The 26998-nt window shown below is 61.1% G+C and carries 23 protein-coding genes, 1 tRNA gene, 2 pseudogenes and 1 riboswitch; of the genes and pseudogenes, 13 read left to right on the top strand and 13 right to left on the bottom strand.

Translation table 11 applies throughout. The annotated features are described in order from the left end of the window. Positions 1-40: 40 nt before the first annotated feature. From LVY75_19530 to LVY75_19520, 3 genes are all read right to left on the bottom strand, one after another. Entirely contained in the window at positions 41-1360 is a 1320-nt protein-coding gene (locus tag LVY75_19530) for a peptidoglycan DD-metalloendopeptidase family protein (protein XAZ25342.1), read from the bottom strand. Positions 1361-1466: 106 nt separating this feature from the next. Next, on the bottom strand, positions 1467-2285 hold the full coding sequence (locus LVY75_19525) for a ferritin-like domain-containing protein (protein XAZ25341.1): 819 nt from the start codon (positions 2283-2285) through the stop codon (positions 1467-1469). Continuing rightward, entirely contained in the window at positions 2282-2755 is a 474-nt protein-coding gene (locus LVY75_19520; protein ID XAZ25340.1) for a peroxiredoxin, read from the bottom strand. The genes LVY75_19525 and LVY75_19520 overlap by 4 nt, the downstream gene beginning before the upstream one ends. Before the next feature lie 117 nt (positions 2756-2872). Here LVY75_19520 and LVY75_19515 point away from each other — a divergent pair, with 117 nt between their 5' ends. Further along, complete coding sequence (locus LVY75_19515; protein XAZ25339.1) at positions 2873-6259, top strand: DUF3971 domain-containing protein; 3387 nt, start codon at positions 2873-2875, stop codon at positions 6257-6259. A gap of 126 nt (positions 6260-6385) precedes the next feature. On the opposite strand, the gene tyrS is transcribed toward LVY75_19515, so the two are convergent. Beyond that, positions 6386-7642: a tyrosine--tRNA ligase gene (gene tyrS / locus LVY75_19510; protein ID XAZ25338.1), complete on the bottom strand. Its 1257-nt coding sequence runs from the start codon at positions 7640-7642 to the stop codon at positions 6386-6388. A gap of 121 nt (positions 7643-7763) precedes the next feature. Between tyrS and LVY75_19505 the strand changes: the two are divergent. Then, a pseudogene (locus LVY75_19505) lies at positions 7764-8889 on the top strand (anhydro-N-acetylmuramic acid kinase). Then, positions 8886-9413 carry a GNAT family N-acetyltransferase gene (locus LVY75_19500; protein XAZ25337.1) on the top strand — a complete coding sequence of 176 codons (528 nt, stop codon included), beginning with the start codon at positions 8886-8888 and terminating at the stop codon, positions 9411-9413. Before LVY75_19505 ends, LVY75_19500 begins: the two are co-directional and overlap by 4 nt. On the opposite strand, the gene LVY75_19495 is transcribed toward LVY75_19500, so the two are convergent. After that, positions 9406-10083: an alpha/beta hydrolase gene (locus tag LVY75_19495; protein ID XAZ25336.1), complete on the bottom strand. Its 678-nt coding sequence runs from the start codon at positions 10081-10083 to the stop codon at positions 9406-9408. The two genes, LVY75_19500 and LVY75_19495, sit on opposite strands and share 8 nt — an antisense overlap. 215 nt (positions 10084-10298) lie before the next feature. Between LVY75_19495 and LVY75_19490 the strand changes: the two genes are divergently transcribed. The 8 genes from LVY75_19490 to LVY75_19455 all read left to right on the top strand — a co-directional run bounded on the left by LVY75_19490 (position 10299) and on the right by LVY75_19455 (position 18321). Continuing rightward, on the top strand, positions 10299-11465 hold the full coding sequence (locus LVY75_19490) for a cysteine desulfurase (GenBank protein XAZ25335.1): 1167 nt from the start codon (positions 10299-10301) through the stop codon (positions 11463-11465). Positions 11466-11609: 144 nt separating this feature from the next. Continuing rightward, positions 11610-13079, top strand: coding sequence for a Fe-S cluster assembly protein SufB (sufB, locus tag LVY75_19485; protein ID XAZ25334.1), 1470 nt, complete (start codon positions 11610-11612; stop codon positions 13077-13079). A 332-nt stretch (positions 13080-13411) separates the two neighbouring features. Next, the gene (sufC, locus tag LVY75_19480) at positions 13412-14167 is read left to right on the top strand and encodes a Fe-S cluster assembly ATPase SufC (GenBank protein XAZ25333.1); all 756 of its coding nucleotides are present in this window, start codon (positions 13412-13414) and stop codon (positions 14165-14167) included. A gap of 23 nt (positions 14168-14190) precedes the next feature. Next, positions 14191-15465, top strand: a complete 1275-nt coding sequence (sufD, locus tag LVY75_19475; GenBank protein ID XAZ25332.1) for a Fe-S cluster assembly protein SufD — start codon at positions 14191-14193, stop codon at positions 15463-15465. Between the two features lie 12 nt (positions 15466-15477). Continuing rightward, positions 15478-16719, top strand: coding sequence for a cysteine desulfurase (locus tag LVY75_19470; protein ID XAZ25331.1), 1242 nt, complete (start codon positions 15478-15480; stop codon positions 16717-16719). A gap of 10 nt (positions 16720-16729) precedes the next feature. Further along, the gene (locus tag LVY75_19465) at positions 16730-17104 is read left to right on the top strand and encodes an SUF system Fe-S cluster assembly protein (protein XAZ25330.1); all 375 of its coding nucleotides are present in this window, start codon (positions 16730-16732) and stop codon (positions 17102-17104) included. A gap of 95 nt (positions 17105-17199) precedes the next feature. Further along, positions 17200-17595 (top strand): Fe-S cluster assembly scaffold SufA, encoded by a 396-nt coding sequence (sufA, locus tag LVY75_19460; GenBank protein ID XAZ25329.1) that lies wholly within the window; start codon positions 17200-17202, stop codon positions 17593-17595. Positions 17596-17700: 105 nt separating this feature from the next. Continuing rightward, on the top strand, positions 17701-18321 hold the full coding sequence (locus tag LVY75_19455; GenBank protein ID XAZ25328.1) for a LysE family translocator: 621 nt from the start codon (positions 17701-17703) through the stop codon (positions 18319-18321). 14 nt (positions 18322-18335) lie between these two features. Here LVY75_19455 and LVY75_19450 read toward each other — a convergent pair whose 3' ends face one another. Both LVY75_19450 and LVY75_19445 read right to left on the bottom strand, forming a co-directional pair. After that, positions 18336-18641 carry a flagellar basal body protein gene (locus tag LVY75_19450; protein ID XAZ25327.1) on the bottom strand — a complete coding sequence of 102 codons (306 nt, stop codon included), beginning with the start codon at positions 18639-18641 and terminating at the stop codon, positions 18336-18338. A gap of 120 nt (positions 18642-18761) precedes the next feature. Continuing rightward, a complete protein-coding gene (locus LVY75_19445) occupies positions 18762-19346 on the bottom strand; it encodes a TetR/AcrR family transcriptional regulator (GenBank protein XAZ25326.1) in 585 nt (194 codons plus the stop codon). Between the two features lie 135 nt (positions 19347-19481). Between LVY75_19445 and LVY75_19440 the strand changes: the two genes are divergently transcribed. Continuing rightward, on the top strand, positions 19482-20450 hold the full coding sequence (locus LVY75_19440; GenBank protein ID XAZ25325.1) for an SDR family NAD(P)-dependent oxidoreductase: 969 nt from the start codon (positions 19482-19484) through the stop codon (positions 20448-20450). Between the two features lie 49 nt (positions 20451-20499). Here the strand turns inward: LVY75_19440 and LVY75_19435 are convergent. From LVY75_19435 to gcvT, 5 genes are all read right to left on the bottom strand, one after another. Continuing rightward, positions 20500-20575: transfer RNA gene (locus LVY75_19435), tRNA-Thr, on the bottom strand. Positions 20576-20870: 295 nt separating this feature from the next. Continuing rightward, positions 20871-21116 (bottom strand): DUF982 domain-containing protein, encoded by a 246-nt coding sequence (locus LVY75_19430; protein XAZ25759.1) that lies wholly within the window; start codon positions 21114-21116, stop codon positions 20871-20873. Between the two features lie 139 nt (positions 21117-21255). Then, positions 21256-24120: an aminomethyl-transferring glycine dehydrogenase gene (gene gcvP / locus LVY75_19425; GenBank protein XAZ25324.1), complete on the bottom strand. Its 2865-nt coding sequence runs from the start codon at positions 24118-24120 to the stop codon at positions 21256-21258. Then, positions 24120-24482 carry a glycine cleavage system protein GcvH gene (gene gcvH, locus LVY75_19420; protein XAZ25323.1) on the bottom strand — a complete coding sequence of 121 codons (363 nt, stop codon included), beginning with the start codon at positions 24480-24482 and terminating at the stop codon, positions 24120-24122. Before gcvH ends, gcvP begins: the two co-directional genes overlap by 1 nt. A gap of 24 nt (positions 24483-24506) precedes the next feature. Next, entirely contained in the window at positions 24507-25643 is a 1137-nt protein-coding gene (gcvT, locus tag LVY75_19415) for a glycine cleavage system aminomethyltransferase GcvT (GenBank protein ID XAZ25322.1), read from the bottom strand. Positions 25644-25798: 155 nt separating this feature from the next. Continuing rightward, positions 25799-25891, bottom strand: a riboswitch (glycine riboswitch). A gap of 273 nt (positions 25892-26164) precedes the next feature. On the opposite strand from gcvT, the pseudogene LVY75_19410 reads away from it, so the two are divergent. Beyond that, positions 26165-26626, top strand: a pseudogene (locus LVY75_19410) (copper chaperone PCu(A)C). 76 nt (positions 26627-26702) lie between these two features. Here LVY75_19410 and LVY75_19405 read toward each other — a convergent pair. Further along, the gene (locus LVY75_19405; GenBank protein ID XAZ25321.1) at positions 26703-26966 is read right to left on the bottom strand and encodes a hypothetical protein; all 264 of its coding nucleotides are present in this window, start codon (positions 26964-26966) and stop codon (positions 26703-26705) included. Between the last annotated feature and the right edge of the window lie 32 nt (positions 26967-26998).

Below are 26998 nucleotides of genomic sequence, written 5' to 3'. Positions count from 1 at the left end.
ACCCCAGGTAGCGAGGTGAAGCATTCGTTACCGCGACCGGCTATTTTATATAAGTGGCAAGTTTAAGGCCGGCATTCATGAAATAGATCGGATCGACCGCATGTCCATCCTGGCGCACCTCATAATGCAGGTGCGTACCCGTTGAACGGCCCGTGCTGCCGGCAAGCCCGATGACATTGTTGCGGCCAACCGTATCGCCGACCTTGACCAGAATTTCCGACATATGGCCGTAGCGCGTCGAAATGCCGTTGCCATGATCGACCTCGACCATGTTGCCGTAGCCTCCGGTCCAGCCGGCTGCAATCACCTTGCCCGGCGCGGTCGGGCGGATCCTTTCCCCCGGCGAAAAGCGGAAGTCGATCCCGGAATGAAGCGCAAGCCGGCCGAGGAAGGGATCGCGTCGGTTGCCGAAGGGGCTGGTGACTTCCTTGCCGATGGCCGGATTACGGAAGGGCAGGGATTCCGCGGTGCTGCGCACCGCTTCCAGACGCGTCAGCGCGCCATCGAGCTGGATCAGCGAATTGTTGAAATCGTCGTTGCTTTCGGGCTCCACATATGGGCCACCAACTGCGTCTTCGTCTTCCTTGGCGGCGATCGTCTCGGCCGGAACGGCGATATGGAAGCGGTCCAGCACGCCTTCGATCGTATTGGTGGCGTTGCCGGCGTCGCTCGTCAGCTGGTCGATGCGGCTCTTCTGATCCTGCTCGACGGTCTTCAGCGAGAGCGTGACCTTCGAAAAGATGCGGTCGGCGCGATCGCCGACGGTTTCTTCTGCGGGAACATAGGCAAGGGTGGAATTGTCAGGGGTTTCGGCGTCGGCCGGTTTGCCGTCGCCTGCCAGCATCTTTTCAATTGCCTGCGCGCCGCCGGTCAGCGACGCGCGTTTGTCCTTGATGTCGGGCGCATAGGACTGCGCCGGGATATCGGCCGCCGGAGAATCCTTGCTCGTCAGGCCGGAGCTTTCGGCTCGGTCGAGCAGGTTGTCGAGCTTTCCGTGGCGCGAGGTAAGCGCCATCTGCTGCTCCATCAGCTTGTCGACCTTGTCCTCGACGACCTGCTGATCGAGAAGCTGGCGGGAGGTGATGCGATCGACCTGGGCACGCAGTGCCGCGATGCGATCCTCATAGTCGTGCTGCATACGGGCCTGGCGGGCCATGGTCGCGCCGATCAGATCGTCGCGCAGCACGAGATAGGAGGTGGCGAGCAGATAGCCGATCGAAAAGACCCCGACGAAGCAGAAAGCCAATGCCGCCATCCAGGGTTTGACCGTCATGTGACGCACCTTGTCGCCACTCGCAAGAATAAGGACGTGTTCCTGCGCCCTCTTGCCGAATACCCGACTGTGATGTCCGTTCGTCACCGAGGATCCCCCGAAGATTCGCTTTTTAGCGCCTGCCCCATTGGGAGATGATTACATACTTTTATGGTTAACAGCCGGTTTACGTCAGCAAGCCAGAGCTTACCAATCAGCTCTGGCTGGTCGAGGTCAGTGCCCTGTAGAAGGAGGGCGTCAGCCCGGCTTCGGCGCGCGCCACATCATTGAACGGCGCCTTCAGCGGACCGCGGAAATTGGCACGCACCAATTCCTGAAACGTCCTTGCAGGATCACGCTTTTCACGGGCGCAGAGGAAGCGGAACCATTTGGCGCCGACGGCGACATGGCCCTTCTCGTCATTGTAGATGACGTCGAGCACCGCCGCGCTTTCAAGATCGCCGGTTTCGCGCATCTTGGCCTGCAGGGCAGGCGTAACATCCAGTCCGCGCGCCTCGAGAATCAGCGGCACGACGGCAAGGCGGGCGGTGAGATCGTTGCGGGTCGAGTGCGCTGCCTGCCAGAGGCCATCGTGGGCGGGCAGATCGCCATAGTCGGCGCCGAGATCATTGAGGCGCTTGCGCACCATACGGAAGTGCTTGGCCTCTTCAAAGGCAACCTGCATCCAGCCGTCGAAGAAAGAGTTCGGCACATGCGCCGAAGCAAATCGCGCCACGATGTCGAGTGCCAGGTCGACGGCATTGAGCTCGATATGGGCAATCGCGTGGAGCAGGGCGATACGGCCAGGCACGGTATGCAGCGAGCGCTTCTCGACCTGGGTCGGCGGCACCAGCAGAGGCTTTTCCGGCCTGCCGGGGCGCTCGGGCAGCGGTGCATCCAGCGGCGAGCGCAGCGAGATGCGCCGGGCGAACCACCTGTTAGCACTTTCCTGCGCCAGTTCCGTCTTGCGGTCGAGATCTGCCGAACGGATTGCATCGATCGCGCCACCGCGCAGCGAGGTGATCGCCGTCACGCAGCGAGGTTCCTGACGGCTGCCAGCACCGTTTCGGCGTGCCCCGCGACCTTCACCTTCTGCCAGATGGTGGCGATGGTGCCGTCCCTGCGGATCAGGAACGTGGTACGTTCGACGCCCATGAAGGTGCGGCCATACATCTTCTTTTCCTTCCACACGCCATAGGCCTGCAGCACCGTCTTATCCTCGTCCGATGCCAGTGCCACCGTCAGCTTGTGCTTCTTGATGAAGCGGTCGTGGCAGGCGGCCGAATCGGGCGACATGCCGACGATGGCAGCGCCGGCGGCTGCAAACTCATCTGCAAGTGCGGTAAAATCCAGAGATTCCGTCGTGCAGCCCGTCGTGTCATCCTTGGGGTAGAAGAAAAGCACCACCGGCTTGCCATGATAATCGGAGAGCGAAATATGCCCGCCGCCGTCGCGCGGGAGGCTGAAATCGGGAGCACGGGAGCCAATACCGGGTGCGGACATCTCATAACTTTCTTTTGCCGGGTTTAGGAGAGATACTATATCGAACCGGTATATAGTGGACGAAACGGCGTCCCGCACAGAGTGATTCAAACCAAACTCAGGAGTTTCCCAAGGCGCATGTCAGCCATCCGCGGCGAAAAGGTCACGTTCCGAAAGAAGGACATCGTCGCCTTGCACAACCTGCCTTCAGCGCAGGTGCAGGATCCTCTTATCGTGCACTGCCCGCCGCCGCGCTCCCGCATGCGCGGCACGGCGAAGGCTACCGGCGGTTTCTGCGCAGTCATCCTGCTCATCCTAGCGGCGATCGTCTTTACCATCGAAAGCGGGATCATCGACGCGCCCCTGTCGCAGCAGGCGCAGTCGGCGCTGAACAGTGCGCTCGGGCCGCGATACCGCGCCGAAGTCGGCTCCACCGTCATCCGCTTCACCTCCGGCATGCGGCTGGCGCTCGAAGCGCGGGACGTCAACATGATCGACCAGCAGAGCGGTCAGCATCTTTCGACCACAGCTTCCATGCGCATGGCGCTCGATCCGCTGCAACTCTTCCGCGGCCGCATCGCCATATCATCGGTGGAAGCCGACGATATCGCCCTCGACACCTCACTGCTTCCATCCAGCGCTCCCATCAAGCTTGACGATCTGCGCGTCGATGCCATCCCGGCGGCAATGGAGACGATCTTTTCCCATCTCGACCTGTTCGAGAACTTCATCGAACGCGGGGCCACCGATTCCGTGCGCTTCTCCGGGATCGATATCAAGCTTGCGGATACGGCAAACGGGCCGCTTTCGCTCGTCGTCGACAATCTCGCCTTCGAACATGCCGGGCCGAACTCGCTACAGCTGAGCGGCCAGATTTCCATCAACGGCGAGACGGCCGATCTCAATGTAATCACGGAGCAGGCGGGCGGGCACGCAACCCGGCTCATCGCCACATTATCACACGGCGACCTGACGCCGTTCACGCTGAAACGCAATGAACAGGGCGAGATCCGCCAGGGGCTCAACACCTTCGGCGATCTCACCATTTCCGCGGTCAGGGCAGCCGATGGCGCCAAGCCGCTTCTCAATGCCGCTCTCAAACTCGATCCGGGCCTCATCTATGTCGACGGCGATTCTCAGCAGCTGACGGATGGGCAAGTCAATCTGGCCTATGACTTCGACAAGCAGACATTGGAGATTGCCAAATCGCAGCTGCATCTCGGCCCGACAGTGCTGCCGATCAGCGGCGCGGTCATCGATCTCGACAAGCTGGATCCGAATGCCGGCAAGGGGTTCGGCATCGACGCGCTGATCAGCGGCGGCACGGCAGCACCCAATTCCGGCGAGCAGCCGCTGTCCTTCGATCTGCAAGCGACCGGACGCTATCTCGTCGCCGGCCGCGAATTCCAGTTCACGAATATGGTGGCTTCCTCGCCGCTTGGCTCCCTCTATGGGGCTCTGCATATCCGGCTGAACGAGAAATCACCGGAGATCAGCTTCGCCGGGCAATCGCAGCAGATGCAAACGACCGCGATCAAGCAGCTCTGGCCCTTCTGGATGGCGTCCAAAGCGCGGGTGTGGGTACTGGCAAACCTCTTCGGAGGCCTGGTGACTGATGCCTCCATTTCCGTCTACATCCCGCCAGGGCGCCTGGACGAGGCGGCAGCAGGGCGGGGGCTGCGGCTTGACGAAAATCAGCTCCGCATTGCCTTCGACATCGACGGGACTCGCCTGAATGTCGCCGGCGAGATACCGCCGGTGCGCGATACCGCGGCGCATTTCGACCTATCGGGCGGGCGGGCGACCATCTCCCTTAAGAGCGGCACTTCCTATTTTCCGTCGGGGCGTTCCGTGACGCTGCAGCCGAGCACCTTCGTGCTGCCGTCGACCTACGACAAGCCATTGATGGCGGACGCCGACATTTCCGTCTCAGGTTCAGCGGATGCGGTCGGCGAGCTTCTGACCTACAAGCCGATCAAGGTATTGCAGCGCGCGGGCTTCGTGCCTGACGACCTCAAGGGCAATATCGACGCGCATGTGAAGGCGCATTTCGGACTTCTGTCCTCGCAGAACCCGCCGCCGCCCGAATGGCAGGCGCAGATGAAGCTCACCGATGTCGCGCTTGCCAAGCCATTTTCGGGACGCATGATCACCGATCTTGACGGCACGCTCGATGCCGATCCGCAGCAGATAAAGGTCAAGGGCAACGCCGACATCGATGGCGTCTCCGCCGATATCGACATGCTTGAGCCCGTCGACAAATCTTCCGGCATCGAGCCGCAGCGCGTGATTTCGGCAACACTGAACGGCGACCAGCGCGACAGGCTGCTGCCGGGCCTGTCCAGCATCCTCGGCGGCAGCGTCAAACTGGTGCTGACACGGCTGGACGAAAACCGGCAGGATGTGCAGCTCGACCTCGGCAAAGCATCGCTCGATCTTCCCTGGATCGGCTGGTCGAAGGGTGTCGGTATTCCTGCCAATGCCGAATTCGAGGTTTCAGGCCCGCCTGACAATACGCAGGTCAAGAATTTCCGCCTGAAGGGAGATGGCTTCGGGGCGACCGGAGCACTGATGATCGGCAAGAGCGGCCTGATATCGGCAGATTTCGATAGTGTGAAGCTGTCTTCCGTCGATGATTTTGGCTTGTCGCTGAAGCGCAGCAAAGGCGGCTTCGATATTTCCATAGCCGGCGCCAGCGCCGATGCGCGACCAATCATCGCCAGGCTGAAATCGGATTCGGACAGTAGTGGCAGCGACGACACCAGCGTAAGCGTGCGGGCAAAGCTGCAGAACATCATCGGCTTCAATGACGAGAAGATCGGCAATTTCCAGGCACAGATCGCCCTGAGCGGCAGCCGGCTGCAATCGCTGAATTTCTCCGGCATCACCGACAGCGGCGAGGCGGTTGTCAGCCGGATGCAGGGTGGCGGCGTCATCAACATCACCAGCGGCGATGCCGGCTCCGTGTCACGCTTTGCTGATCTTTACCAGCATATGCAGGGCGGGCTTCTCAACCTGGCTATCCGCCTCAGCGCAGGCAGCGGCTGGGATGGATCGGTCGACGTGCGCCGCTTCTCGATCGTCAACGAACAGCGCCTGCGGTCGATCGTCTCCACACCGGTCGGATCGGACCAGCGCAGTCTCAGCGAAGCCGTGAAGCGGGACATCGATACCTCCTCGCAGCGCTTCCAGCGTGGCTTTGCCCGTGTCGTCTCACGCGGGGGGACGATCTCCATCGAAAACGGCGTGCTGCGCGGCGATCAGATCGGCGCCACGTTCCAGGGAATGGTGCGCGACCGGAAGGGCAATATGGACATGACCGGCACTTTCATGCCGGCTTACGGTCTTAACCGGCTTTTCGCCGAATTGCCGCTGATCGGCGTCATCCTCGGCAATGGTTCGGACCGCGGCCTGATCGGCATCACCTTCAAGCTGACCGGAAAATTCGATCAGCCGAACCTGCAGATCAATCCGCTCTCGGTGATCGCGCCCGGCGTCTTCCGTCAGATCTTCGAATTCCAGTAATCCGCTGGGGACCAGCGCTGCCTGATAGTGTCATGACGGAGAAAATCTACCCGCCGTCATGCTGACAGGCGGCAAAGAAAAAGCCGGCGCGACGGCCGGCTTTTCTTTTCGTATCGCTTGCGCGGCTCAGGCCGCGCGGCGGATCAGGATGTGCTTCTTCTTGCCGAGCGACAACTTGATGACGCCATCTGCGGTGATCTCGCCGCTGCCGATCATCTTGCGTTCGTCGCTGACGGCCTGGTCATTGATGCGCACGGCGCCGCCCTGGACGTGACGGCGGGCTTCGCCGTTCGACGCGGCAAGACCGGCGCGGACGATCAGCGACAGAAGGCCGATGCCGTCATCAAGCTCGGAGGCGGGAACCTCGACCGATGGCAGGTTGTCGGAGAGGCCGCCTTCCTCGAAGGTCTTGCGGGCCGTCTCGGCAGCCTGTTCGGCGGCTTCACGGCCGTGCAGGATCGCAGTGACCTCGGTCGCCAGGATCTTTTTGACCTCGTTGATCTCGGAACCAGCGAGCGCCGAGAGGCGGGCGATCTCATCCATCGGCAGCGTGGTGTAGAGCTTCAGGAAGCGCGAGACATCAGCGTCTTCCGTATTGCGCCAGTACTGCCAGAAATCGTAGGCCGAGAGCATGTCGGCATTCAGCCAGACTGCACCCGTGGCCGACTTGCCCATCTTGGCACCGGAGGAGGTCGTCAGCAGCGGCGAGGTCAATGCGTAGAGCTGCTTCGTCCCCATGCGGTGACCGAGGTCGATGCCGTTGACGATGTTGCCCCACTGGTCCGAGCCGCCCATCTGCAGGCGGCAATCATAGCGCTTGGCAAGCTCGACGAAATCGTAGGCCTGGAGGATCATGTAGTTGAATTCCAGGAAGGACAGCGACTGTTCGCGGTCGAGGCGCGTCTTGACGCTGTCGAAGGACAGCATGCGGTTGACCGAGAAATGCTTGCCGACATCGCGCAGGAACTCGAGATAGTTCAGCGAACGCAGCCATTCAGCATTGTTGATCATCAGCGCGTCCTTCGGACCGTCGCCGTAATTCAGGTAGTTCGAGAAGACGCGCTTGATGGAAGCGATATTGCCTTCGATCGTATCGACGGTCATCAGCTGGCGGGCTTCCTCCTTGAAGGAGGGGTCGCCGACCATGCCCGTGCCGCCGCCCATCAGCGAGATGGCGCGGTGACCGGTCTTCTGCATCCAGTGCAACATCATGATCTGGATCAGCGATCCGGCATGCAGGCTGGGTGCTGTCGGATCGAAGCCGATATAGGCGGTCACGATTTCCTTGGCGAAGAGATCATCGAGGCCACTTTCATCAGAGATCTGATGAATGAAGCCGCGCTCTTGCAGCGTGCGGAGGAAGTCGGACTTGAACTGCGACATGGGTTTCGTCTCTTGAACGTCGAACGGAAGATGGGATTGATGCTTGTTGAAGCATCGCGGCGCGTTTAGCACTGTTTTTGCAAAAGTGCATCCGGGAATCGCATGAAAGGCGCATGGCGTAATGGATATCGTCAGGACTGCGATCGGCTTGATGAGCGGCACTTCGATGGATGGCATCGATGTAGCGCTTCTGAGGACAGACGGGCGGGGCTTCATCGAACGCGGCCCATTTCTGGGTGTGGCCTATGATCCCGGCTTTCGTGAAAGGCTGAAGCGCGCGCTCGATCTGGCGCGGCCGCTGACCGATCGCAGCGCGCGGCCGGATGAATTACGTCAAATCGAGATTGAGCTGACTTTACGTCATGCGGATGCCGTTACGGCATTTCTAGAAAAGTTCGGCCTCATCAGGGGCGATATCGACGTGCTGGGCTTCCACGGCCAGACCGTGCTGCACCGGCCCGACGATGCGCTGACCATTCAGATCGGCGATGGTGCGCTTCTGGCCGACCGATGCGGCATTCCCGTCGTCCATGACATGCGCGCCAATGACATGGTGCATGGCGGGCAGGGCGCGCCGCTGGTGCCTGCTTACCACGCGGCGCTCGCCGGCCGCTTCCAGAAGGATGGACAGGCCGTCTGCTTCGTCAATATCGGCGGCATCTCAAACCTCACCTACATCGGCGCGGAGGGGCGCATCGCTGCCTTCGACAGCGGCCCCGGCAATACGCTGATCGACCAGTGGGTGGAGATGCACACGGGCAGGACTTACGATCCGGGCGGCGAGATCGCGGGGCGCGGGCAGGTGGTGCCTGACCTCGCCGCGCGCTACCTCGGTAGCCCGTTTTTTCAGCGGCAATATCCGCCGCTCGCTTGATCGCGGCGATTTCAAGCCACTGGCGCACGGTGAGGCGAGCCTTGAGGATGGCGCGCGCACGTTGGCGCATGTCGCTGCGGGCTCGATCATCAAATCGGCCGGTTATCTGCCTGACAGGCCGTCCGTCTATATCGTTTGCGGTGGCGGGCGGCTGAATGGCACGATCATGGCTGAGTTCGCCGACATGGCCGGCAAGAACGGCTCTCGTGTCATGAGCGCCGAAGAGGCCGGTTTCGATGGGGATGCCATGGAGGCCGAAGCCTGGGCCTATCTCGCCGTCCGCTCGCTGGAGGGCCTGCCGCTGACCTATCCCGGCACCACAGGTGTCAGCCAGCCGGTGAGCGGCGGCGTGCTGTCGGAGCCCGAAAGATGAGCGGCGACGTTATTTTCCGAACGCCGCGCCTTGTCGCCCGGATGTGGGAAAACGGCGATGCTGATCTGATCCAGGACCTGCATTCGACGATCGAGACGACGCGCTACATGTCTGGAGCGGCCCCGTGGTCACGCGAAAAATGCGAGGAGCGGCTGCGATCCTATTTCGCCGAGCAGGCGCGCGACGGCACGACAAAATACAAGATCGTCAGCCGCGAGGACGGTCGCTTCATCGGGCGAGCCGGGATTTCGCTCTTTCATACCGGCGAATATGAAATGGGTTATGCGTTTTACGCCGGCGAATGGGGCAAGGGATATGCGAGCGAAATCGCAGCGGGGCTCGCGGACTGGTTCTTCGCCGAAGGCATCGCGCCGCATTTCGTGGCCTTCACCCACCCGGACAATCTCGTCTCGCAGCACATATTGAAAAAGATCGGCATGCGGGAGCGCGGGCCGATCTTTATCGAAGGTGTCAAGGGCGTAGAATTCGAGATGACGGCCGCCATGCGGCAGGCCGTTACCTGATGCGCTTGGCGGCCGGTTCCGGCACGAGTTCGCCATTCAGGCGGCGGTCGAGGTAATCCTCGCATTCGGCCATCAGCGTATCGACCTGGCCGTTGAAGAAGTGGTTGGCGCCCGGCACCGTGCGGTGAGTGATCAAAATACCCTTCTGGGTCTTCAGCTTCTCGACGAGACCATTGACGTCCTTTTCAGGTGCCACCTTGTCCGCCTCGCCATTGATGATCAGGCCGGAGGAGGGGCAGGGTGCCAGGAACGAGAAGTCGTAAGTGTTCGGCTGCGGCGCGATCGACATGAAACCTTCGATTTCCGGACGGCGCATCAGAAGCTGCATGCCGATCCAGGAGCCGAAGGAATAACCGGCGACCCAACAGGTCTTCGAATCGGGATGCAGGCTCTGCACCCAGTCGAGGGCGGAGGCGGCATCCGAGAGCTCGCCCGCACCGTGGTCGAATTCGCCCTGGCTGCGGCCGATTCCCCGGAAATTGAAGCGCAGTGTCGTAAAGCCGCGCTTCTGGAACATGTAGAAGAGCTGGTAGACGATCTGGTTGTTCATCGTGCCACCAAACTGCGGGTGCGGGTGCAGAATGACGGCGATCGGTGCGCTTTTTTCCTTGGAGGGCTGGTAGCGGCCTTCAAGACGGCCGGCTGGGCCGTTGAAAATAACTTCGGGCATCGGTACTCCGGTTTTATTTCGCGTTCACGCTACGTTTGGCGACAACATGACTTGACGACGGTTGTCAGCTTTTCTAAAACGCAGTTTAGAACAATTCGAAACTTGCATGGCGATCCACGCAGCGTGGAACGTGTCATACGGCAAGCCCGGCGGAAATTTCAAGAAAAATGCACCGCCGCGCCCGAGCAAGCTCGTCAAGCGCAGGACCGAAGACAATGGCGCCGCCACGCCTTTATCTCGATTGGAACGCAACATCGCCGATGCACCCTGCTGCGCGTGACGCGGTCATGCGCGCCGTGGATGTCTTCGGCAATCCCAATTCCGTGCACGGCGAAGGCCGCGCTGCGCGTGCCGCCATCGAGGGCGCACGCCGCAAGATCGCGCTTTTGTCAGGCACTGATTCCGCCAATGTGATCTTTACGAGCGGTGCAACCGAAGCCGCCAATATGGTCCTGACGCCGGAATTCAGCATGGGCCGCACGCCGCTGAAGCTCGGCCGTCTCTACCATTCGGCCGTCGAGCATCTGGCCGTGCGCGAAGGCGGACGCTTCCCGAAAGAAAAAACGACGGAAATTCCGGTCACCGACGCCGGCATCGTCGATCTGAAGGCGCTGGCCGCTCTTCTCGACGCTCACGACAAGGCGAGCGGCCTGCCGATGGTGGCGATCATGTTCGTCAACAACGAGACGGGCATTGTCCAGCCGGTCGAGGAGGCGGGCAGGATCGTGCGCGCCCATGGCGGGCTCTTCGTCGTCGATGCCGTTCAGGCGGCCGGCCGTCTGCCGATAGAGATCGAACGGATCGGCGCGGATTTCATGATCATATCCTCCCACAAGATCGGCGGCCCGAAGGGTGCCGGCGCACTGATTGCCCGCGGCGAGGCGCTGATGCCGAAGGCACTGATCCGTGGTGGCGGGCAGGAGAAGGGTCACCGCTCGGGGACACAGAATTCACTGGCGCTGATCGGCTTTGGCGCCGCGGCAGACGCCGCCCTGCAGAACCTTGAGGAACGGAATGCGGCAATTGCAGCGTTGCGAAACCGGCTGGAAGCCGGCATGCGTGCTGCCGCGCCCGATGTCATCATCCACGGCGCGGACGGTCCGCGCGTTGCCAACACCATCTTCTTCACGCTTCCCTCCATGAAGGCAGAGACCGGCCAGATCGCCTTCGATCTCGAAGGGGTGGCGCTTTCGGCGGGGTCTGCCTGCTCCTCCGGCAGGGTCGGCGAAAGCCATGTGCTGACGGCGATGGGCCGCGATCCGAAGCTCGGGGCCTTGCGCATATCGCTCGGCTTTTCGACGACGGAAGACGACGTGGATCGGGCGATTGCCGCCTTTGCGAAAATTGCCTCCCGGCGAAAGCTGGCGGGCGAGGCAGCCTGAATGCCTCACAATCTTGCGGAAACGCAAATTTCTACTTGCCATCAGGGCTGAAAAGTCCCTTTTGGCCACTTACATCAGGGGCAAAGAAAAATAGCCCCACTGACAAGCTGCCGGACCTTTTCTCCGGCGAGATTGGAGAGTGACATGCCTGCTGTCCAGGAAACAGTCGATCGCGTCCGCCAGATCGACGTGGACCAGTACAAATACGGCTTCGAAACCGTCATCGAAATGGACAAGGCACCCAAGGGCCTTTCCGAAGACATCATCCGGTTGATCTCCTCCAAGAAGCAGGAGCCGGAATGGATGCTCGAATGGCGTCTCGAAGCCTACAAGCGCTGGCTGACGATGGAAGAGCCCACCTGGGCGCGCGTCGACTATCCGAAGATCGATTTCAACGCGATCCACTACTACGCGGCGCCGAAGAGCACGCCAGGCCCGAAGTCGCTGGACGAAGTCGATCCTGAAATTCTCAAGGTCTATGAGAAGCTCGGCATTCCGCTGAAGGAACAGGAGATCCTCGCCGGCGTCGAGAGGCCGAAGATCGCCGTCGATGCTGTGTTCGATTCCGTCTCGGTCGTGACGACCTTCAAGGAAGAGCTGAAGAAGGCCGGCGTGATCTTCATGTCGATCTCTGAAGCCATCCGCGAGCATCCGGATCTCGTGCAGAAATATCTCGGCTCCGTCGTTCCGACGACCGACAACTATTATGCGACGCTGAACTCGGCTGTCTTCACCGACGGCTCCTTCGTCTTCGTGCCGAAAGGCGTGCGATGCCCGATGGAGCTTTCCACCTATTTCCGCATCAACGAGAAGAATACCGGCCAGTTCGAGCGCACGCTGATCATCGCCGAGGAAGGCGCCTACGTCTCCTACCTCGAAGGCTGCACAGCACCGCAGCGCGATGAAAACCAGCTGCATGCCGCCGTGGTCGAGCTTGTTGCGCTTGATGATGCCGAGATCAAGTATTCGACCGTCCAGAACTGGTATCCGGGCGACAAGGACGGCAAGGGCGGCATCTACAACTTCGTCACCAAGCGCGGCGATTGCCGTGGCGACCGTTCGAAAATCTCCTGGACGCAGGTCGAGACCGGTTCGGCCATCACCTGGAAATATCCGTCCTGCATCCTGCGCGGCGATGACTCCAGAGGCGAGTTCTATTCGATCGCCGTTTCCAACGGCCATCAGCAGATCGACAGCGGCACCAAGATGATCCATCTCGGCAAGAACACGTCGAGCCGCATCGTCTCCAAGGGCATTGCTGCCGGCGTTTCGCAGAACACCTATCGCGGCCAGGTTTCGGCTCACCGCAAGGCATCGAACGCCCGCAACTTCACGCAGTGCGACTCGCTCTTGATCGGCGACAAGTGCGGTGCTCATACGGTGCCCTATATCGAGGCCAAGAACTCGACGGCACAGTTCGAGCATGAGGCAACCACCTCGAAGATCTCCGAAGACCAGCTGTTCTACTGCCTGCAGCGTGGCATTCCGACCGAAGCGGCGATCGCGCTGATCGTCAACGGCTTCGTCAAGGAAGTCCTGCAGGAACTGCCGATGGAATTCGCCGTCGAGGCACAGAAGCTGATCAGCATCTCGCTGGAAGGCTCGGTCGGCTGACATGAGCGAGGCGGACAAGAAGCGAATTCTTGAACGCCTGACGAATATGCGCGGGGAGATCCTGTCGAAGATAGGCCCCGCGAGCAAAGATACGAGACGGAAAGGCCGCCGGGGCGACCCTATGTGTTTCTCCGGCAGCGCATGGAAAAAATGGCAAAACCGGGAGGGATGATTGCGGATAGCCCGGATCTTGAGGGGCTTTCGCTCGTAACGGCCGCCATTTTCCGTGTCATTCGTTTCTTTTGGCGGTAGCGCCGTGCACAACATGTCAATGCCCTTAGAAATTACGCGAGGCTCCGATGAGCTACGCAGACAAAACGCAGGAACCAAAGATGCTTGAAATCAAGAACCTTCATGCCCGCATCGCCGAAGACGGCACCGAGATCATCCGTGGCCTGAACCTGACCGTGAAGGCTGGCGAAGTTGCCGCCATCATGGGCCCGAACGGCTCCGGCAAGTCGACGCTCTCCTATGTGCTGTCCGGTCGTGAAGATTATGAAGTGACCGAGGGCGACATCCTTTATAATGGCGAGAGCATTCTCGAGCTCGATCCGGCCGAGCGTGCGGCCAAGGGCATCTTCCTCGCTTTCCAATACCCGGTCGAAATCCCCGGTGTCGCCACCATGCAGTTCCTGAAGGTTGCGATGAACGAGCAGCGCAAGGCGCGCGGTGAAGACGAGCTGACGACGCCCGATTTCATGCGCCGCGTCAAGGACGCTGCCGCCAAGCTGCAGATCAACACCGACATGCTGAAGCGCCCGCTGAACGTCGGCTTCTCCGGCGGTGAAAAGAAGCGCGCCGAGATCCTGCAGATGGCGCTGCTCGAACCGCAGCTGTGCGTGCTCGACGAAACCGATTCCGGCCTCGACATCGACGCGCTGAAGATCGTTGCCGACGGCGTCAACGCGCTGCGCTCGCCCGACCGTGCCGTTATCGTCATCACCCACTACCAGCGCCTGCTCGATTACATCGTGCCCGATACGGTCCACGTTCTTTACAAGGGCCAGGTCATCAAGTCCGGCGACAAGACGCTCGCTCATGAGCTGGAAGCCAACGGTTACGCCGATATCATCGGCGCCGCAGCCTGAGCGTGGCGGAAAGGACGACGTCCATGAATATGCAAACGACGAGCCGCCTGACCGCGGCCGAATCGGCGCTGATCGAAGCCTTCAACGAGAAGATCGGCGAATTGCCGGGTAACGGCGCGGTCACCGCGCTGCGTGACCGGCTGCTCGACGACCTGAAGAAGCAGGGCCTGCCGACGCGCCGTATCGAGGCCTGGCACTATACCGACCTCAAGAACCTCTTGCGTAATGTTCCGGTCCAGGCGGGTGACACCGGTTCGGAATCGCTGCAGCCGCTTGTCGAAGGGTCTCCGGTTCTGTCCGTCATCCAGGGCAAGGCCGCCAACAAGGCTTCGGCTGGCGATCTACAGGTTTTTCCCTATTCCGAAAAACTGATCGACGGTTCTGCCGCTGCCGGCCTCGACGCGCTTGGCAATGACGATGCTGTCGGCCGTGTCAATGGCAGCTTCGTCAAGGACGGCTATGCGATTGAGGTACCTGATGGTACCGAGCTGGAAGAGCCGCTGGAAATCCAGTTCATCCATGCGGGTGGTGACATCCATACCCGCCTGCCGGTCGCCTTCGGCGCCAATGTAAAGGGTGTCGTCATCGAGCGTCACCAGTCGGTGACCGACAATGCCGCGCTTGTGTCGCATGTCAGCGAGATCACGGTCGGGCAGGGCACGGAGCTGACCTGGATCATCCTGCAGCAGCAGGGCGCCGAGGATACGCATCTTGGCCAGATCCGCGTCGATCTCGGCCCTGACGCAAAGCTGAAGCTCTTCGTCATCAATGCCGGCGGCAGGCTTGTGCGCCAGGAACTGAACATCAAGGTGAGCGGCGAGGGCGCCGATCTGACGCTGCGCGGCATCAACCTGCTCGGCGGCGACACGCATACCGACGTGACGATGGTTCTCGGCCACAACGTGCCGCATACCGGCTCGACGGAAGTCATCCGCAACGTCGTTTTCGACCGCGCCAAGGGTGTCTTTCAGGGCATGATCCGGGTTGCACCCGATGCCCAGAAGACCGATGCCAAGATGGCCTGCAACACGCTCTTGATGTCCGATGATGCCGAGTTCTCGGTCAAGCCCGAGCTCGAAATCTTCGCCGACGACGTTCAGTGCGGCCACGGCGCGACGGTTGCCGATATCGACCACAACCATCTCTACTATCTGATGGCTCGCGGCATCCCGGAGAACAAGGCGCGCGCCATGCTGGTCAACGCCTTCGTTGCCGAGATTGTCGAGGAACTGGAAGACGAAGCCCTGGTCGAGGCGCTGGAAGGCGTCATCTCGGCCTGGCTGGAAAAGCACGCCTGATCGGAAAACGCCATGGACAAGATCGTACCGGCAACAGCCTATGATGTCGAAGCCATCCGCAGGGATTTCCCGATCCTTGCGGAGAAGGTGCATGGCAAGCCGCTGGTCTATCTGGACAACGGCGCCTCCGCGCAGAAGCCGCAGGCGGTGATCGACGCGATCTCGCATGCCTACAGCCACGAATATGCCAATGTGCATCGCGGCCTGCATTACCTTTCCAATGCGGCAACGGAAGCCTATGAAGCGGCGCGCGAAAAGGTTCGCCGCTTCCTGAATGCGCCTTCTGTAGACGATATCGTCTTCACCAAGAACTCGACCGAGGCGATCAATACCGTCGCCTACGGCTGGGGCATGCCCAAGATCGGCGAGGGCGACGAGATCGTGCTGACGATCATGGAGCATCACTCCAATATCGTGCCCTGGCATTTCATTCGGGAGAGGCAGGGCGCCAAGCTCGTCTGGGTGCCTGTCGACGATGAGGGCGCCTTCCATATCGAGGATTTCGAAAAGAGCCTGACCGACAAGACCAAGCTCGTCGCGATCACCCATATGTCGAATGCGCTCGGCACCATCGTCCCGGTCAAGGAAGTTTGCCGCATCGCCCATGAGCGTGGCATTCCGGTGCTGATCGACGGTTCGCAGGGTGCCGTGCATCTGCCCGTCGACGTGCAGGATATCGATTGCGACTGGTATGTCATGACCGGCCACAAGCTCTATGGCCCCTCCGGCATTGGCGTGCTCTATGGCAAGAAGGACCGGCTGAAGGAGATGCGGCCGTTCCAGGGCGGCGGCGAGATGATCTTCGAAGTCAGCGAAGACATCGTCACCTACAACGATCCGCCGCATCGCTTCGAAGCCGGCACCCCGCCGATCGTGCAGGCGATCGGGCTCGGCTATGCGCTCGACTACATGGACAAGATCGGCCGCGAGAATATCGCAGCCCACGAGGCTGATTTGACGGCCTATGCGGAAGAGCGGCTGAAGGCAGTCAATTCGCTGCGCGTTTTCGGCAATGCCCCGGGCAAGGGCGCGATCTTCTCCTTCGAGCTTGCAGGCATCCACGCCCATGACGTCTCGATGGTAATCGACCGCCAGGGTGTTGCCGTGCGCGCGGGCACGCATTGCGCCATGCCGCTCTTGAAACGCTTCGGCGTGACCTCCACATGCCGTGCATCCTTCGGCATGTATAATACCCGCGCCGAGGTGGATGCGCTTGCAGATGCGCTCGACTATGCGCGCAAGTTTTTTGCTTGAGGAAGAAGCCATGAGCCTGGATGAAGAAAAGATCGACGTGCGCGAGGGCATCGTGCATTCCAGCATTCCGGAAGCGGAACTGGCGCGGCTCAGCGAGGACGTGATCGGCGCTCTCAAGACCGTTTACGACCCGGAAATTCCGGCAGACATTTTCGAGCTCGGTCTCATTTACAAGATCGACATCGAAGACGACCGCATGGTGAAGATCATGATGACGCTGACGGCTCCGGGCTGCCCGGTTGCCGGTGAGATGCCGGGCTGGGTGGAAAATGCCGTGGGCGCAGTCGAAGGTGTTTCGGGCGTCGAGGTTGCCATGACCTTCGATCCACCGTGGACGCCGGACCGCATGTCTGAAGAAGCGCAGGTCGCGGTTGGCTGGTACTGATACGGTACCGTGGTATTGATCGCTTAAGGTGATCGCCTTACATTGATTCATGAAGCGCCGGATCTTGACCCCGGTCGTGGAAGGAGATTTGGCCCATGGGCTTTGCAGTAATGAGCATGACGACAGCCGCCGCGGACCGCGTGAAGGCGATCGTCGAAAATGGCGGGCCGGATGCCAAAGGCATTCGCGTCGGCATCAAGAAGGGTGGCTGCGCCGGGATGGAATATACCATCGACATGGTGACAGAACCCAATGCCAAGGACGACCTGATCGAGCGCGACGGCGCCAGGGTCTGGATCGAGCCTTCGGCCGTTCTCTACCTGCTCGGCACCGAACTCGGCTTTGAAACGACGACACTGCGCTCCGGCTTCATCTTTACCAATCCAAATCAGACCTCGGCCTGCGGGTGTGGTGAATCTGTAGAGCTGAAGCCCGCCGATCTCGCAGCCCTAGCCGCGCGCGGCGATGCCGTGGTTCCGGCTCAGCATTAACAGTTTTCCATTGTAATTGCCTGATGGCCGCCATAATTGGCGGCCTTTTGATTTTGACGAGCCTGTCCGAGATCGACAAGCGACCAAGAAGAAACGAAGCGGACAATGCTCCTCCTGTTCCTCAAGGGCGCCCTCCTGGGTGTCATCATCACTGCGCCGCTCGGGCCGATCGGAACGCTCTGCATCAACCGCAGCCTCGAGAAGGGGTTCTGGTATGGCTTTTCCGGCGGACTAGGGACTGCGCTCGGGGATGCAAGCTATGCGCTGGTCGCTGTCGCCGGGATTGCCGTTTTCTCAGAGACCATGTCGATGGCCACCGTTCCGCTGGCGCTTGGGGGTGGCCTGATGCTGCTCTGGCTCGGCTGGCGGGGGCTGAAAAACAAGGGAAAGATCAAGGCGGCAAAGATCAATGCGGCCGACTTCCTGCATACGACCATCTCGACCTTCCTGCTGACCATTTCCAATCCGGCAACGATCCTCTCGTTTGGCGCACTGTTTGCCGGCCTCGGCCTGACGGAGGAGACGCGCCGGTTCAGTTCGGCAATGATCGTCTCGGGCGTCTTCATGGGATCTCTGCTCTGGTGGTTCTGCCTGAGCGGCGCCGTCAGCCTCGCAAGAGACCGGCTCTCGACCGATTTCACGGCCAAGGTCGGCCGAGCGACAAGCTACATGCTGATCGCCTTCGGCGCGGTGGCGCTCGGTTCGGTGGCTTATTCGATCGTATAGAGCAGGAGAGCGCGTTAATCGCGCTTGATGCTCATCAGCACGTCCCAGAGATCGGCGCCGGTTTCGAAGACCCCGGCATTGGCCTTGTAGCTCTGTTCGGTTTCGACGAGGTCGGTCAGTTCGGTCGCGAAATCCACGTCCTGGTCGGTCGCGGTGACGCTTGCCTGAACACCCGTCGGTTCAACAGACTGGAAGCTCGTGTCCAGCCGGCCGTAGCCCGGCGTGCTCGCATTGGCGACATTGTTGGCGATCGCGCCTGCGCGCTTCGTCTGCGCCAGCATTCCCGAAAGAGCCGTATGCGTGATTGCAGAAATGCTCATCGACCGTTTCCCTGTTCCGGACACGAGCGTTGTATCGGCAAGGATTTAGGGAATGCTGAACGGCTTCGGTTAGCGAAATGCGAGGGTGTTTAAACGGCTGTGCCGGAATGGCACGCGGCCTTAGCCATTGGCCCTCATGCCTGCGATCAGGATATCGATGAGCTGGCGGGCCGCTTGCCTCCAGGCCGGGCCGCAGCTGATGCTTGCACCACCGGCAAGTGCCCGAAGAAGGTCGAGCGGGTCCATGGTGAGGCGGATCTCGCCGGCCCCAGTGGCGCGGTCGATCAGCAGATTGACGGCATCGGTGATTGGGGTAACGGAATCGGCATAGAGCTGCGACGTGCCTCCAACAAGTGAATCCAGCAGCTCGGACATGCCGTGTTTGGTCACCACATAGTCGACGAACTGCACCAGCCACAGGCGAAGCGCTTCGACAGGCGGATGCGTTTCGGACAAGCTCCCGGCCGCAGCCGCAAGCTGGGCAGTCTCGTTGCGATAGACGGCGGAAATCAGCGCATCGCGCGTCGGGAAATGGCGATAGAGCGTACCAATGCCAACACCGGCGAGGCGGGCGATTTCCTCCAGGCTGGCGCTGGAGCCCTTGTCGGCGAAGACGGTCTTTGCCGTTTCCATCAATAGAAGGCGATTGCGCTCGGCATCCGCACGCGGCTTTCGGACGGCAGGCCCGTCACTTTTTCCGGCCATTATTCTAGACGTCCCCTTGATAAACGGAGGATCCCTCCGTATTTATCTGGAGGCATCCTCCTTTTATTCCATCAGAGGCCGGCGGGCAATGGTCCACCAGCCCGGAGCGGTGCGTCCATGATCAAGGAGATAATCATGAGTGGACTTTTTGGCGCGACATCGACCACCGACGAGGTGCTTTCCGGCGTCGATCTCAAGGGCAAGCGTGTTTTGGTGACGGGTGTTTCGGCCGGTCTCGGTGTGGAAACCGCGCGCGTGCTGGCAGCCCATGGAGCACAGGTCGTGGGTACGGCACGTGATCTCGCAAAGGCAAGGGTGGCAACGGAGGTCGTGCGCGCCGGTGCAGCCGATGGAGGCGGCCTTGAGATCGTCGAGCTCGATCTTGCTTCTCTGGCAAGCGTACGAGCCTGCGCCGATGCGCTTGTTGCGGATGGCCGCCCATTCGATGTCATCATTGCCAATGCCGGCGTGATGGCCGCCCCCTTCGGCCACACCGCCGACGGTTTCGAAACACAGTTCGGCACCAATCATCTCGGTCATTTCGTGCTGGTCAACCGCATCGCGCCGCTCATCAAATCCGGTGGCCGTGTGGTGATCGTCGCATCCTCAGGCCATCGCATGGCACCTTTCAGCCTCGACGACCTCAATTTCGAGAGCAAGACCTATGAGCCCTGGGCGGCCTATGCCCAGTCGAAAACCGCAAATATCCTCTTCGCGGTGGAGCTCGACCGGCGCCTCGGGGAGCGCGGCATCCGCGCAACGGCATTGCATCCCGGCGGCATCCAGACCGAGCTCGGCCGTCATCTCGACCCCGGCATGATCGAAGGCATGCTGGCGCAGATCAATGCGGCACTTGCTGCCGAGGGCAAGTCGGGCTTCGAGTGGAAGACAATACCGCAGGGTGCAGCGACTTCCGTGTGGGCCGGTTTCGTCGCCCCGGCAGACGCGATCGGCGGCAAATATTGCGAGAATTGCCACGTCTCACACGTGACGGACGCCGAGATCAGCCCGATTTCCGAGGGCGTACGCTCCTATGCGCTCGATCCCGAAACGGCGAAGGCATTGTGGGCCAGGAGTGAAGAAATGGTTGGCGAGCGCTTCTAGGCATCAAACCCTCGCTTCGCCAACGACAGAGAGCAGGGGGCCGGGAGACTGGTGCCCCTGCCGAGGAATTGAACCTGGATCGGCTGCAAACCAGGCAGCTGCTCTGACGTTGAGCTACGAGGGGCGTGGTGTCTTTATGCCAGAAACGACGTCCGCAGGCGAACGGAGCTTCAACAGACGGTTAGGCAGTAAGGTTAACCTGCCGCAGATGGGAGATACAGGAGAAGGGCGCCCGGTACAGGGGCAGGCAGCCCTTCTCCCAGCTGGTCGTTACAGCATCCAGCATGAATGATTACGCAGAGAATCGAAAATGGTTCACCGGTGCGGACAAAAGTCCCGAAAAAGTTTGAACGCCCTCATCGCCGGGAAAGCAGAGCCGCGCATCGTCCAGTCTCGCGGCTCTTTGCCAATCGCCGCTGCTCAGGCTTTGATGTCGAGGCCAGCTTCGACTGCGGCGGCGATGAAAGCCTTGCGCGCATCCTCGCCGGTGCGCTTGCCTTTGATGACATCGGCGCAGATCAGCAGCGCCTGATCCAGTGCGGCACCATCTTCCGTCGGCCAGTCCTCGATCATCGCCCAGGAGGCCGCCTGGGTATTGGCGATGGTCTCATATTGGCCGGGCTCTTCGAGGGCGACGAGCACGGGCTTCGACCAGGGCGCCTGCATTCTTGCTTCGCTTTGATCCTGAGACATGGTGTGAATTTCCTTCGCGCATTTCCATCAGAATTAGGAAAGCCCCTCCCATGATGGAAGGGGCTTTGATTGCTCGGCCCTTCACTTGCGCTTCGGGCAGCTGGCTTGGCCGCTACTCGGCTGCCTCTGCGTAGGCCTCGACGGGCGGGCAGGTGCAGATCAGGTTGCGGTCGCCGAAGACGTTATCGACGCGGTTGACCGGCGACCAGTACTTGTCGACGCGGAAGGCACCGGGGGGGAAGCAGGCCTGTTCGCGCGAATAGGGGCGATCCCATTCGCCGACGAGGTCTTCCACCGTATGCGGGGCGTTCTTCAGCGGGTTGTTCAGCTTGTCCGAACGGCCTTCCTCGATATCGCGGGCTTCCTGACGGATCGCCAGCATCGCTTCGCAGAAGCGGTCGAGTTCGGCCTTGGTCTCAGACTCGGTCGGCTCAATCATCAGCGTTCCGGCAACCGGCCAGCTCATGGTCGGGGCATGGAAGCCGCAGTCGATCAGGCGCTTGGCAACGTCATCGACGGTCACGCCGCAGCTATCGACCAGCGGGCGCGTGTCGATGATGCATTCGTGTGCCACGCGGCCGGCAGCCGACTTGTAGAGCACGTCGTAAGCGCCCTTCAGGCGGGCAGCGATATAGTTGGCGTTGAGGATCGCCACCTTCGTTGCCTGCGTCAGGCCTTCGCCTCCCATCATCAGGCAGTAGCTCCAGGAGATCGGCAGGATGGACGCCGAGCCAAAGGCTGCTGCGGAAACCGCGCCCGAACGACCGTCCGTTTCCGGATGGCCGGGCAGGTGAGGCGCCAGATGCGACTTGACGCCGATCGGGCCCATGCCGGGACCGCCGCCGCCATGCGGGATGCAGAAGGTCTTGTGCAGGTTGAGATGCGAGACGTCGGAGCCGATGTCACCAGGACGGGACAGGCCGACCATGGCGTTCATGTTGGCGCCGTCGAGATAGACCTGACCGCCGTGCTGATGCACGAGATCGCAGATTTCCTTGACGGTTTCCTCGAACACGCCGTGCGTCGAGGGGTAGGTGATCATGCAGCAGGACAGGTTTGCCGCATGTTCCACCGCCTTGGCGCGGAAATCGTCGAGGTCGATATCGCCGTTTTCGCGAACCTTGACGACGACGACCTTCATGCCGACCATCTGGGCCGAGGCCGGGTTGGTGCCATGTGCCGAGGTCGGGATGAGGCAGACGTCGCGGTGACCCTGGCCGTTGGCCATGTGGTAATTGCGGATGGTCAGCAGGCCCGCATATTCGCCCTGCGCGCCGGAATTCGGCTGCATGGAGAATGCGTCATAGCCGGTGACGGCGCAGAGCTTTTCCGTGAGGTCATCGATCATTTCGCGATAGCCAAGCGCCTGGTCGGCCGGAACGAACGGATGGATATCCGAGAATTCGGGCCAAGTGATCGGCAGCATTTCGGCCGTGGCGTTCAGCTTCATCGTGCAGGAGCCGAGCGGGATCATCGAGCGGTCAAGCGCCAGATCGCGGTCGGAGAGCCGGCGGATGTAGCGGGTCATTTCGCTTTCGGCGCGATTCATGTGGAAGATCGGATGCGTCAGGTATTCGCTGGTGCGCAAGAGATCCTTCGGCAGGCGATAGGACGGCTCGAAATCGGCGATCTGGAAATTGCCGCCGAAGGCGCGCCAGACGGCTTCCAGCGTTGCCGGGCGGGTGCGCTCGTCGAGCGACATGCCGATCTTCGTCTGACCCACCTTGCGCAGGTTGACACCTTCGGCGACGGCTGCGCGCAGGATGAGGCCCTGCATATGTCCGACATCGACGGTGATCGTGTCGAAGAACGTGTCCGGCTCGACTTTATAGCCGAGCTTTTCCAGACCCTTGGCCATCAGCACGGCCTTCTGGTGGACCTGCTGGGCGATCGCCTTGATGCCCTTCGGACCATGGAATACGGCGTACATGGAGGCCATGACGGCGAGCAGAACCTGCGCGGTGCAAATGTTCGACGTCGCCTTTTCGCGGCGGATATGCTGTTCGCGCGTCTGCAGCGACAGGCGATAGGCGCGGTTGCCGCGGGCATCGACGGAGACGCCGACGAGACGGCCGGGCATGGAGCGCTTGATGGCATCCTTGACCGACATGTAGGCCGCGTGCGGACCACCGTAGCCGACCGGAACGCCGAAACGCTGCGAGGAACCGATGGCGATGTCGGCGCCCATTTCGCCCGGCGACTTCAGAAGCGTCAGCGACAGGATGTCGGCGGCAACGACGGCGATCGCGCCCGTCTGGTGCAGACGGGAGATCAGGCCGGTGAAATCGCGCACATGGCCGTGCGTGCCCGGATATTGGAAGATCGCGCCGAAGACATCTACCGGATCGAGATCCTTGAAGGGGTCGCCGACGATGACGGACCACCCGAGTGGCTCGGCACGGGTCTTGATCAGCTCGATCGTCTGCGGATGGCAGTCTGCATCGACGAAGAATGCTTTGGCCTTCGACTTGGAGACACGCTCTGCCATCGCCATGCCTTCGGCTGCGGCGGTGGCTTCATCGAGCAACGAGGCGTTGGCGACGTCGAGGCCGGTCAGGTCGCAGATCATCGTCTGGTAATTCAGCAGCGCTTCGAGGCGGCCCTGCGAGATCTCCGGCTGGTAGGGCGTGTAGGCCGTGTACCAGGCCGGGTTTTCAAGGATGTTGCGCTGGATGACCGGCGGCGTGATCGTGCCGTAGTAGCCCTGGCCGATCAGCGAGGTCAGGACCTTGTTCTTGTTGGCGGTTTCGCGCAGCTTGTCGAGCGCCTCGCGCTCCGTCATCGGCGCGCCCCAGAGGAGCGGCGCCTTCTGGCGGATGGCGGGCGGCACGGTTGCGTCGATCAGCGCATCGAGGCTCTTGTAGCCGATGACACCGAGCATATCCGACATTTCAGACGGCGAGGGGCCGATATGACGACGGTTTGCGAAGTCATAGGGCTGATAGTCGGTGAACTGGAATTCGGTAGGCGTCGTCATTACGCAGTCAGCTCCTTGTAGGCTGCTTCGTCGAGCAGGCCATCGGCATCGGAGAGGTTCTTGAGCTTGAGCTTGAAGAACCAGCCTGCGCCCTGCGGATCGGAATTGACGAGCGACGGATCGGCAACGATAGCCGGATTGACTTCGACGATCTCGCCATCGAGCGGACAATAGACATCCGAAGCCGCCTTGACGGATTCGACGGTCGCGGCATTGCCATCCTTGGAGAAGGTGGCGCCGACCTCAGGCAGTTCCACAAAAACGAGGTCACCGAGCTGCTCGACAGCGTAGGTGGTGATGCCGACGGTCGCGACATCGCCTTCGAGCTTCAGCCATTCATGTTCCTGGGTAAATTTCAGCATGGAAAAATCCTCTCGCAATAAGGGTCAGCGTTTGTAGGTCGGCGTGATGAAGGGAAGGGCGGAAACGGTGATGGGCAGATATTTGCCGCGCACTTCCGCGTAGATCTGCGTGCCCGGTGCCATGTGGGAAACCGGCACATAGCCCATGGCGACAGGGCCTTCGACGGAAGGGCCGAAACCACCCGAGGTGACTTCGCCGATCTCAGCCTTGCCTTCGGCATCGGCATAGAGCTTGGCATGGCCGCGCACCGGCGCCTTGCCCTCTGGCTTCAGGCCGACGCGCTTGCGGGAAACGCCCTTGTCCAGTTCGCCGAGGATACGCTCGGCACCCGGGAAACCGCCGGCGCGGGCGCCACCGGTGCGGCGGGCCTTCTGCATGCCCCATTCGATGGCCGCTTCTACCGGCGAGGTGGTCGTGTCGATATCGTTGCCATAGAGGCAGAGGCCGGCTTCAAGGCGCAGCGAGTCACGGGCGCCGAGGCCGATCGGCTCGACATCGGGATGCTCGAGCAACCGATTGGTGACATCGACAGCCTTGTCGGCGGGAATGGAGATTTCGAACCCGTCCTCGCCGGAATAACCCGAGCGGGAGACGAGACAGGAAACGTCGTGCAGGCGGCAGTGGCGCACGTCCATGAATTTCATGGCGGCGACATCGGCCCAGAGTTCGGCAAGTGCTTCGACGGCGCGAGGACCTTGAAGTGCGATCAGGGCGCGGTCGAGCACGGTGATGTCGCAGGTGCCGGAGAGATGCTTCTGAAGGTGCGCGACGTCCTCATCCTTGCAGGCGGCGTTGACGACGACGAAGAGATGGTCGTCGAGATGGGTGATCATCAGGTCGTCGAGGATGCCGCCATTCTCATCCGTGAAGAAACCGTAGCGCTGGCGTCCCTCGGCAAGGCCGAGAATATCGACCGGCACGAGGCTTTCGAGCGCGAGCGCTACATCCTCGTACTTGCCGGACTTCGCCTTGATGATGACCTGGCCCATATGGGAGACATCGAAGAGGCCGGCGGCGGTGCGGGTCTGCAGGTGTTCCTTCATCACGCCGGCCGGGTATTGCACCGGCATGTCGTAGCCTGCGAAGGGCACCATGCGGGCGCCGAGCGACAGATGCAGCGCGTGAAGCGGGGTTTTCTTGAGGGCAGCAGTATCGTCCAAACGACGCCTCCGGGGTTTGCGCCGGAAATTCCGGGCGCGGGCTCAAAACTGAAGGCGCGGCTACGCCTTGTCTCCTTGAGCCCCCTCTGTCCCTGTGCCTGAGATTGTTATCCCTTCGGCGGACGTTTCGAGAACGCCTCTCTCCAGAGTTCCGTCTGCCCCTTGTGGTCCTTTTGCCTGAGAGTTTCCGGGGCGGTTGCTCCTTCGGCACCGGCATCAGCGTACCGGCTTCTCCCAACAAGGTTGCGGCAATTATCCGGGGGTGACAGGCCTTGGCAAGCAAAATGTCGCGACTGCACAAATTTTTGTCGCGGCTTTGGAATAGCGATGGCGGCAGCGGCAAAAGGGCTTTTGCATTTGGCGGCGAAATTGGCTAACGGCAGCCGAGAGAATTTTCCTGATCAGGTCGGAACACTCCGGTCAGGAAAGGCTCTGGAGCGAGGAGATATTCCATGAGCATTGTCAGGACATCGGCTTTTGCGGCACTTCTTTGCGCCTGCGGCTTTGCCGGATCGGCTATCGGTCAGGACCACCAGCACATGCAGGGCATGGACATGGGCAACATGGGCTCCTTGGACATGTCATCGGATGGCGACACGGTGAAGGTCGGCGATCTCGAAGTTTCAGGCGGGTTTGCCAAGGCCATGCTCCCCGGCCAGCCCGTTGGCGGCGGCGGCTTCACCGTGAAGAACAATGGCGCCACAGAGGACCGGCTCGTTTCGGTCACATCGCCCACGTCAGGCGAAGTGCAGATCCACGAAATGGCCATGCAGGATAACGTCATGAAAATGCGTCAGCTGAAGGATGGTATTGCCATTCCGGCGGGCAAGACCGTGGAGCTTTCGCCCGGCAATCTGCATCTGATGTTCCAGAAGGTGAAGACGCCCTTCAAGCAGGGCGACAAGGTGCCCGTCACGCTGACCTTCGAGAAGGCTGGCAAGGTCGATCTGGTGCTGAACGTACTATCGGCCCAAGGCAAGTAAGATCGGGCAATTGATCCCGCAAAGAAAAAGCCCGCGACAGGGCGCGGGCTTTGCTCCTCCCAGCAATCTTTAAATCTCAGACGTCCTCGTAGGACTGCAGGGCCTGCTGCAAGCCGGCCTGCGGCTGGCGATAACCTTTCGTCATGAGATCGAGCGCGATTTCGGTATTCTGGATGATGTTGGTCACTTCCTCGGGATCTTCGCCGCTCTGATTGAGCTGGCGTTCCGCGATCTTCCGAGCCTCGCGCGCGGCCGTACCCGTTGCCACGCGCTGTGGGATGCGCAGGGATTCGAAGGCGACAGCCGCAGTATTCGCGGATATGGAAACGACCTGTGTCATGCGCCCGTCATACCGGTGCGATCTTCGCATTC

The organism is Sinorhizobium sp. B11, from assembly GCA_039725955.1.
Lineage (GTDB): Bacteria > Pseudomonadota > Alphaproteobacteria > Rhizobiales > Rhizobiaceae > Rhizobium.
The sequence above is the reverse complement of the archived record's forward strand: the minus strand, read 5'-3'. Positions and strand labels throughout refer to the sequence as shown.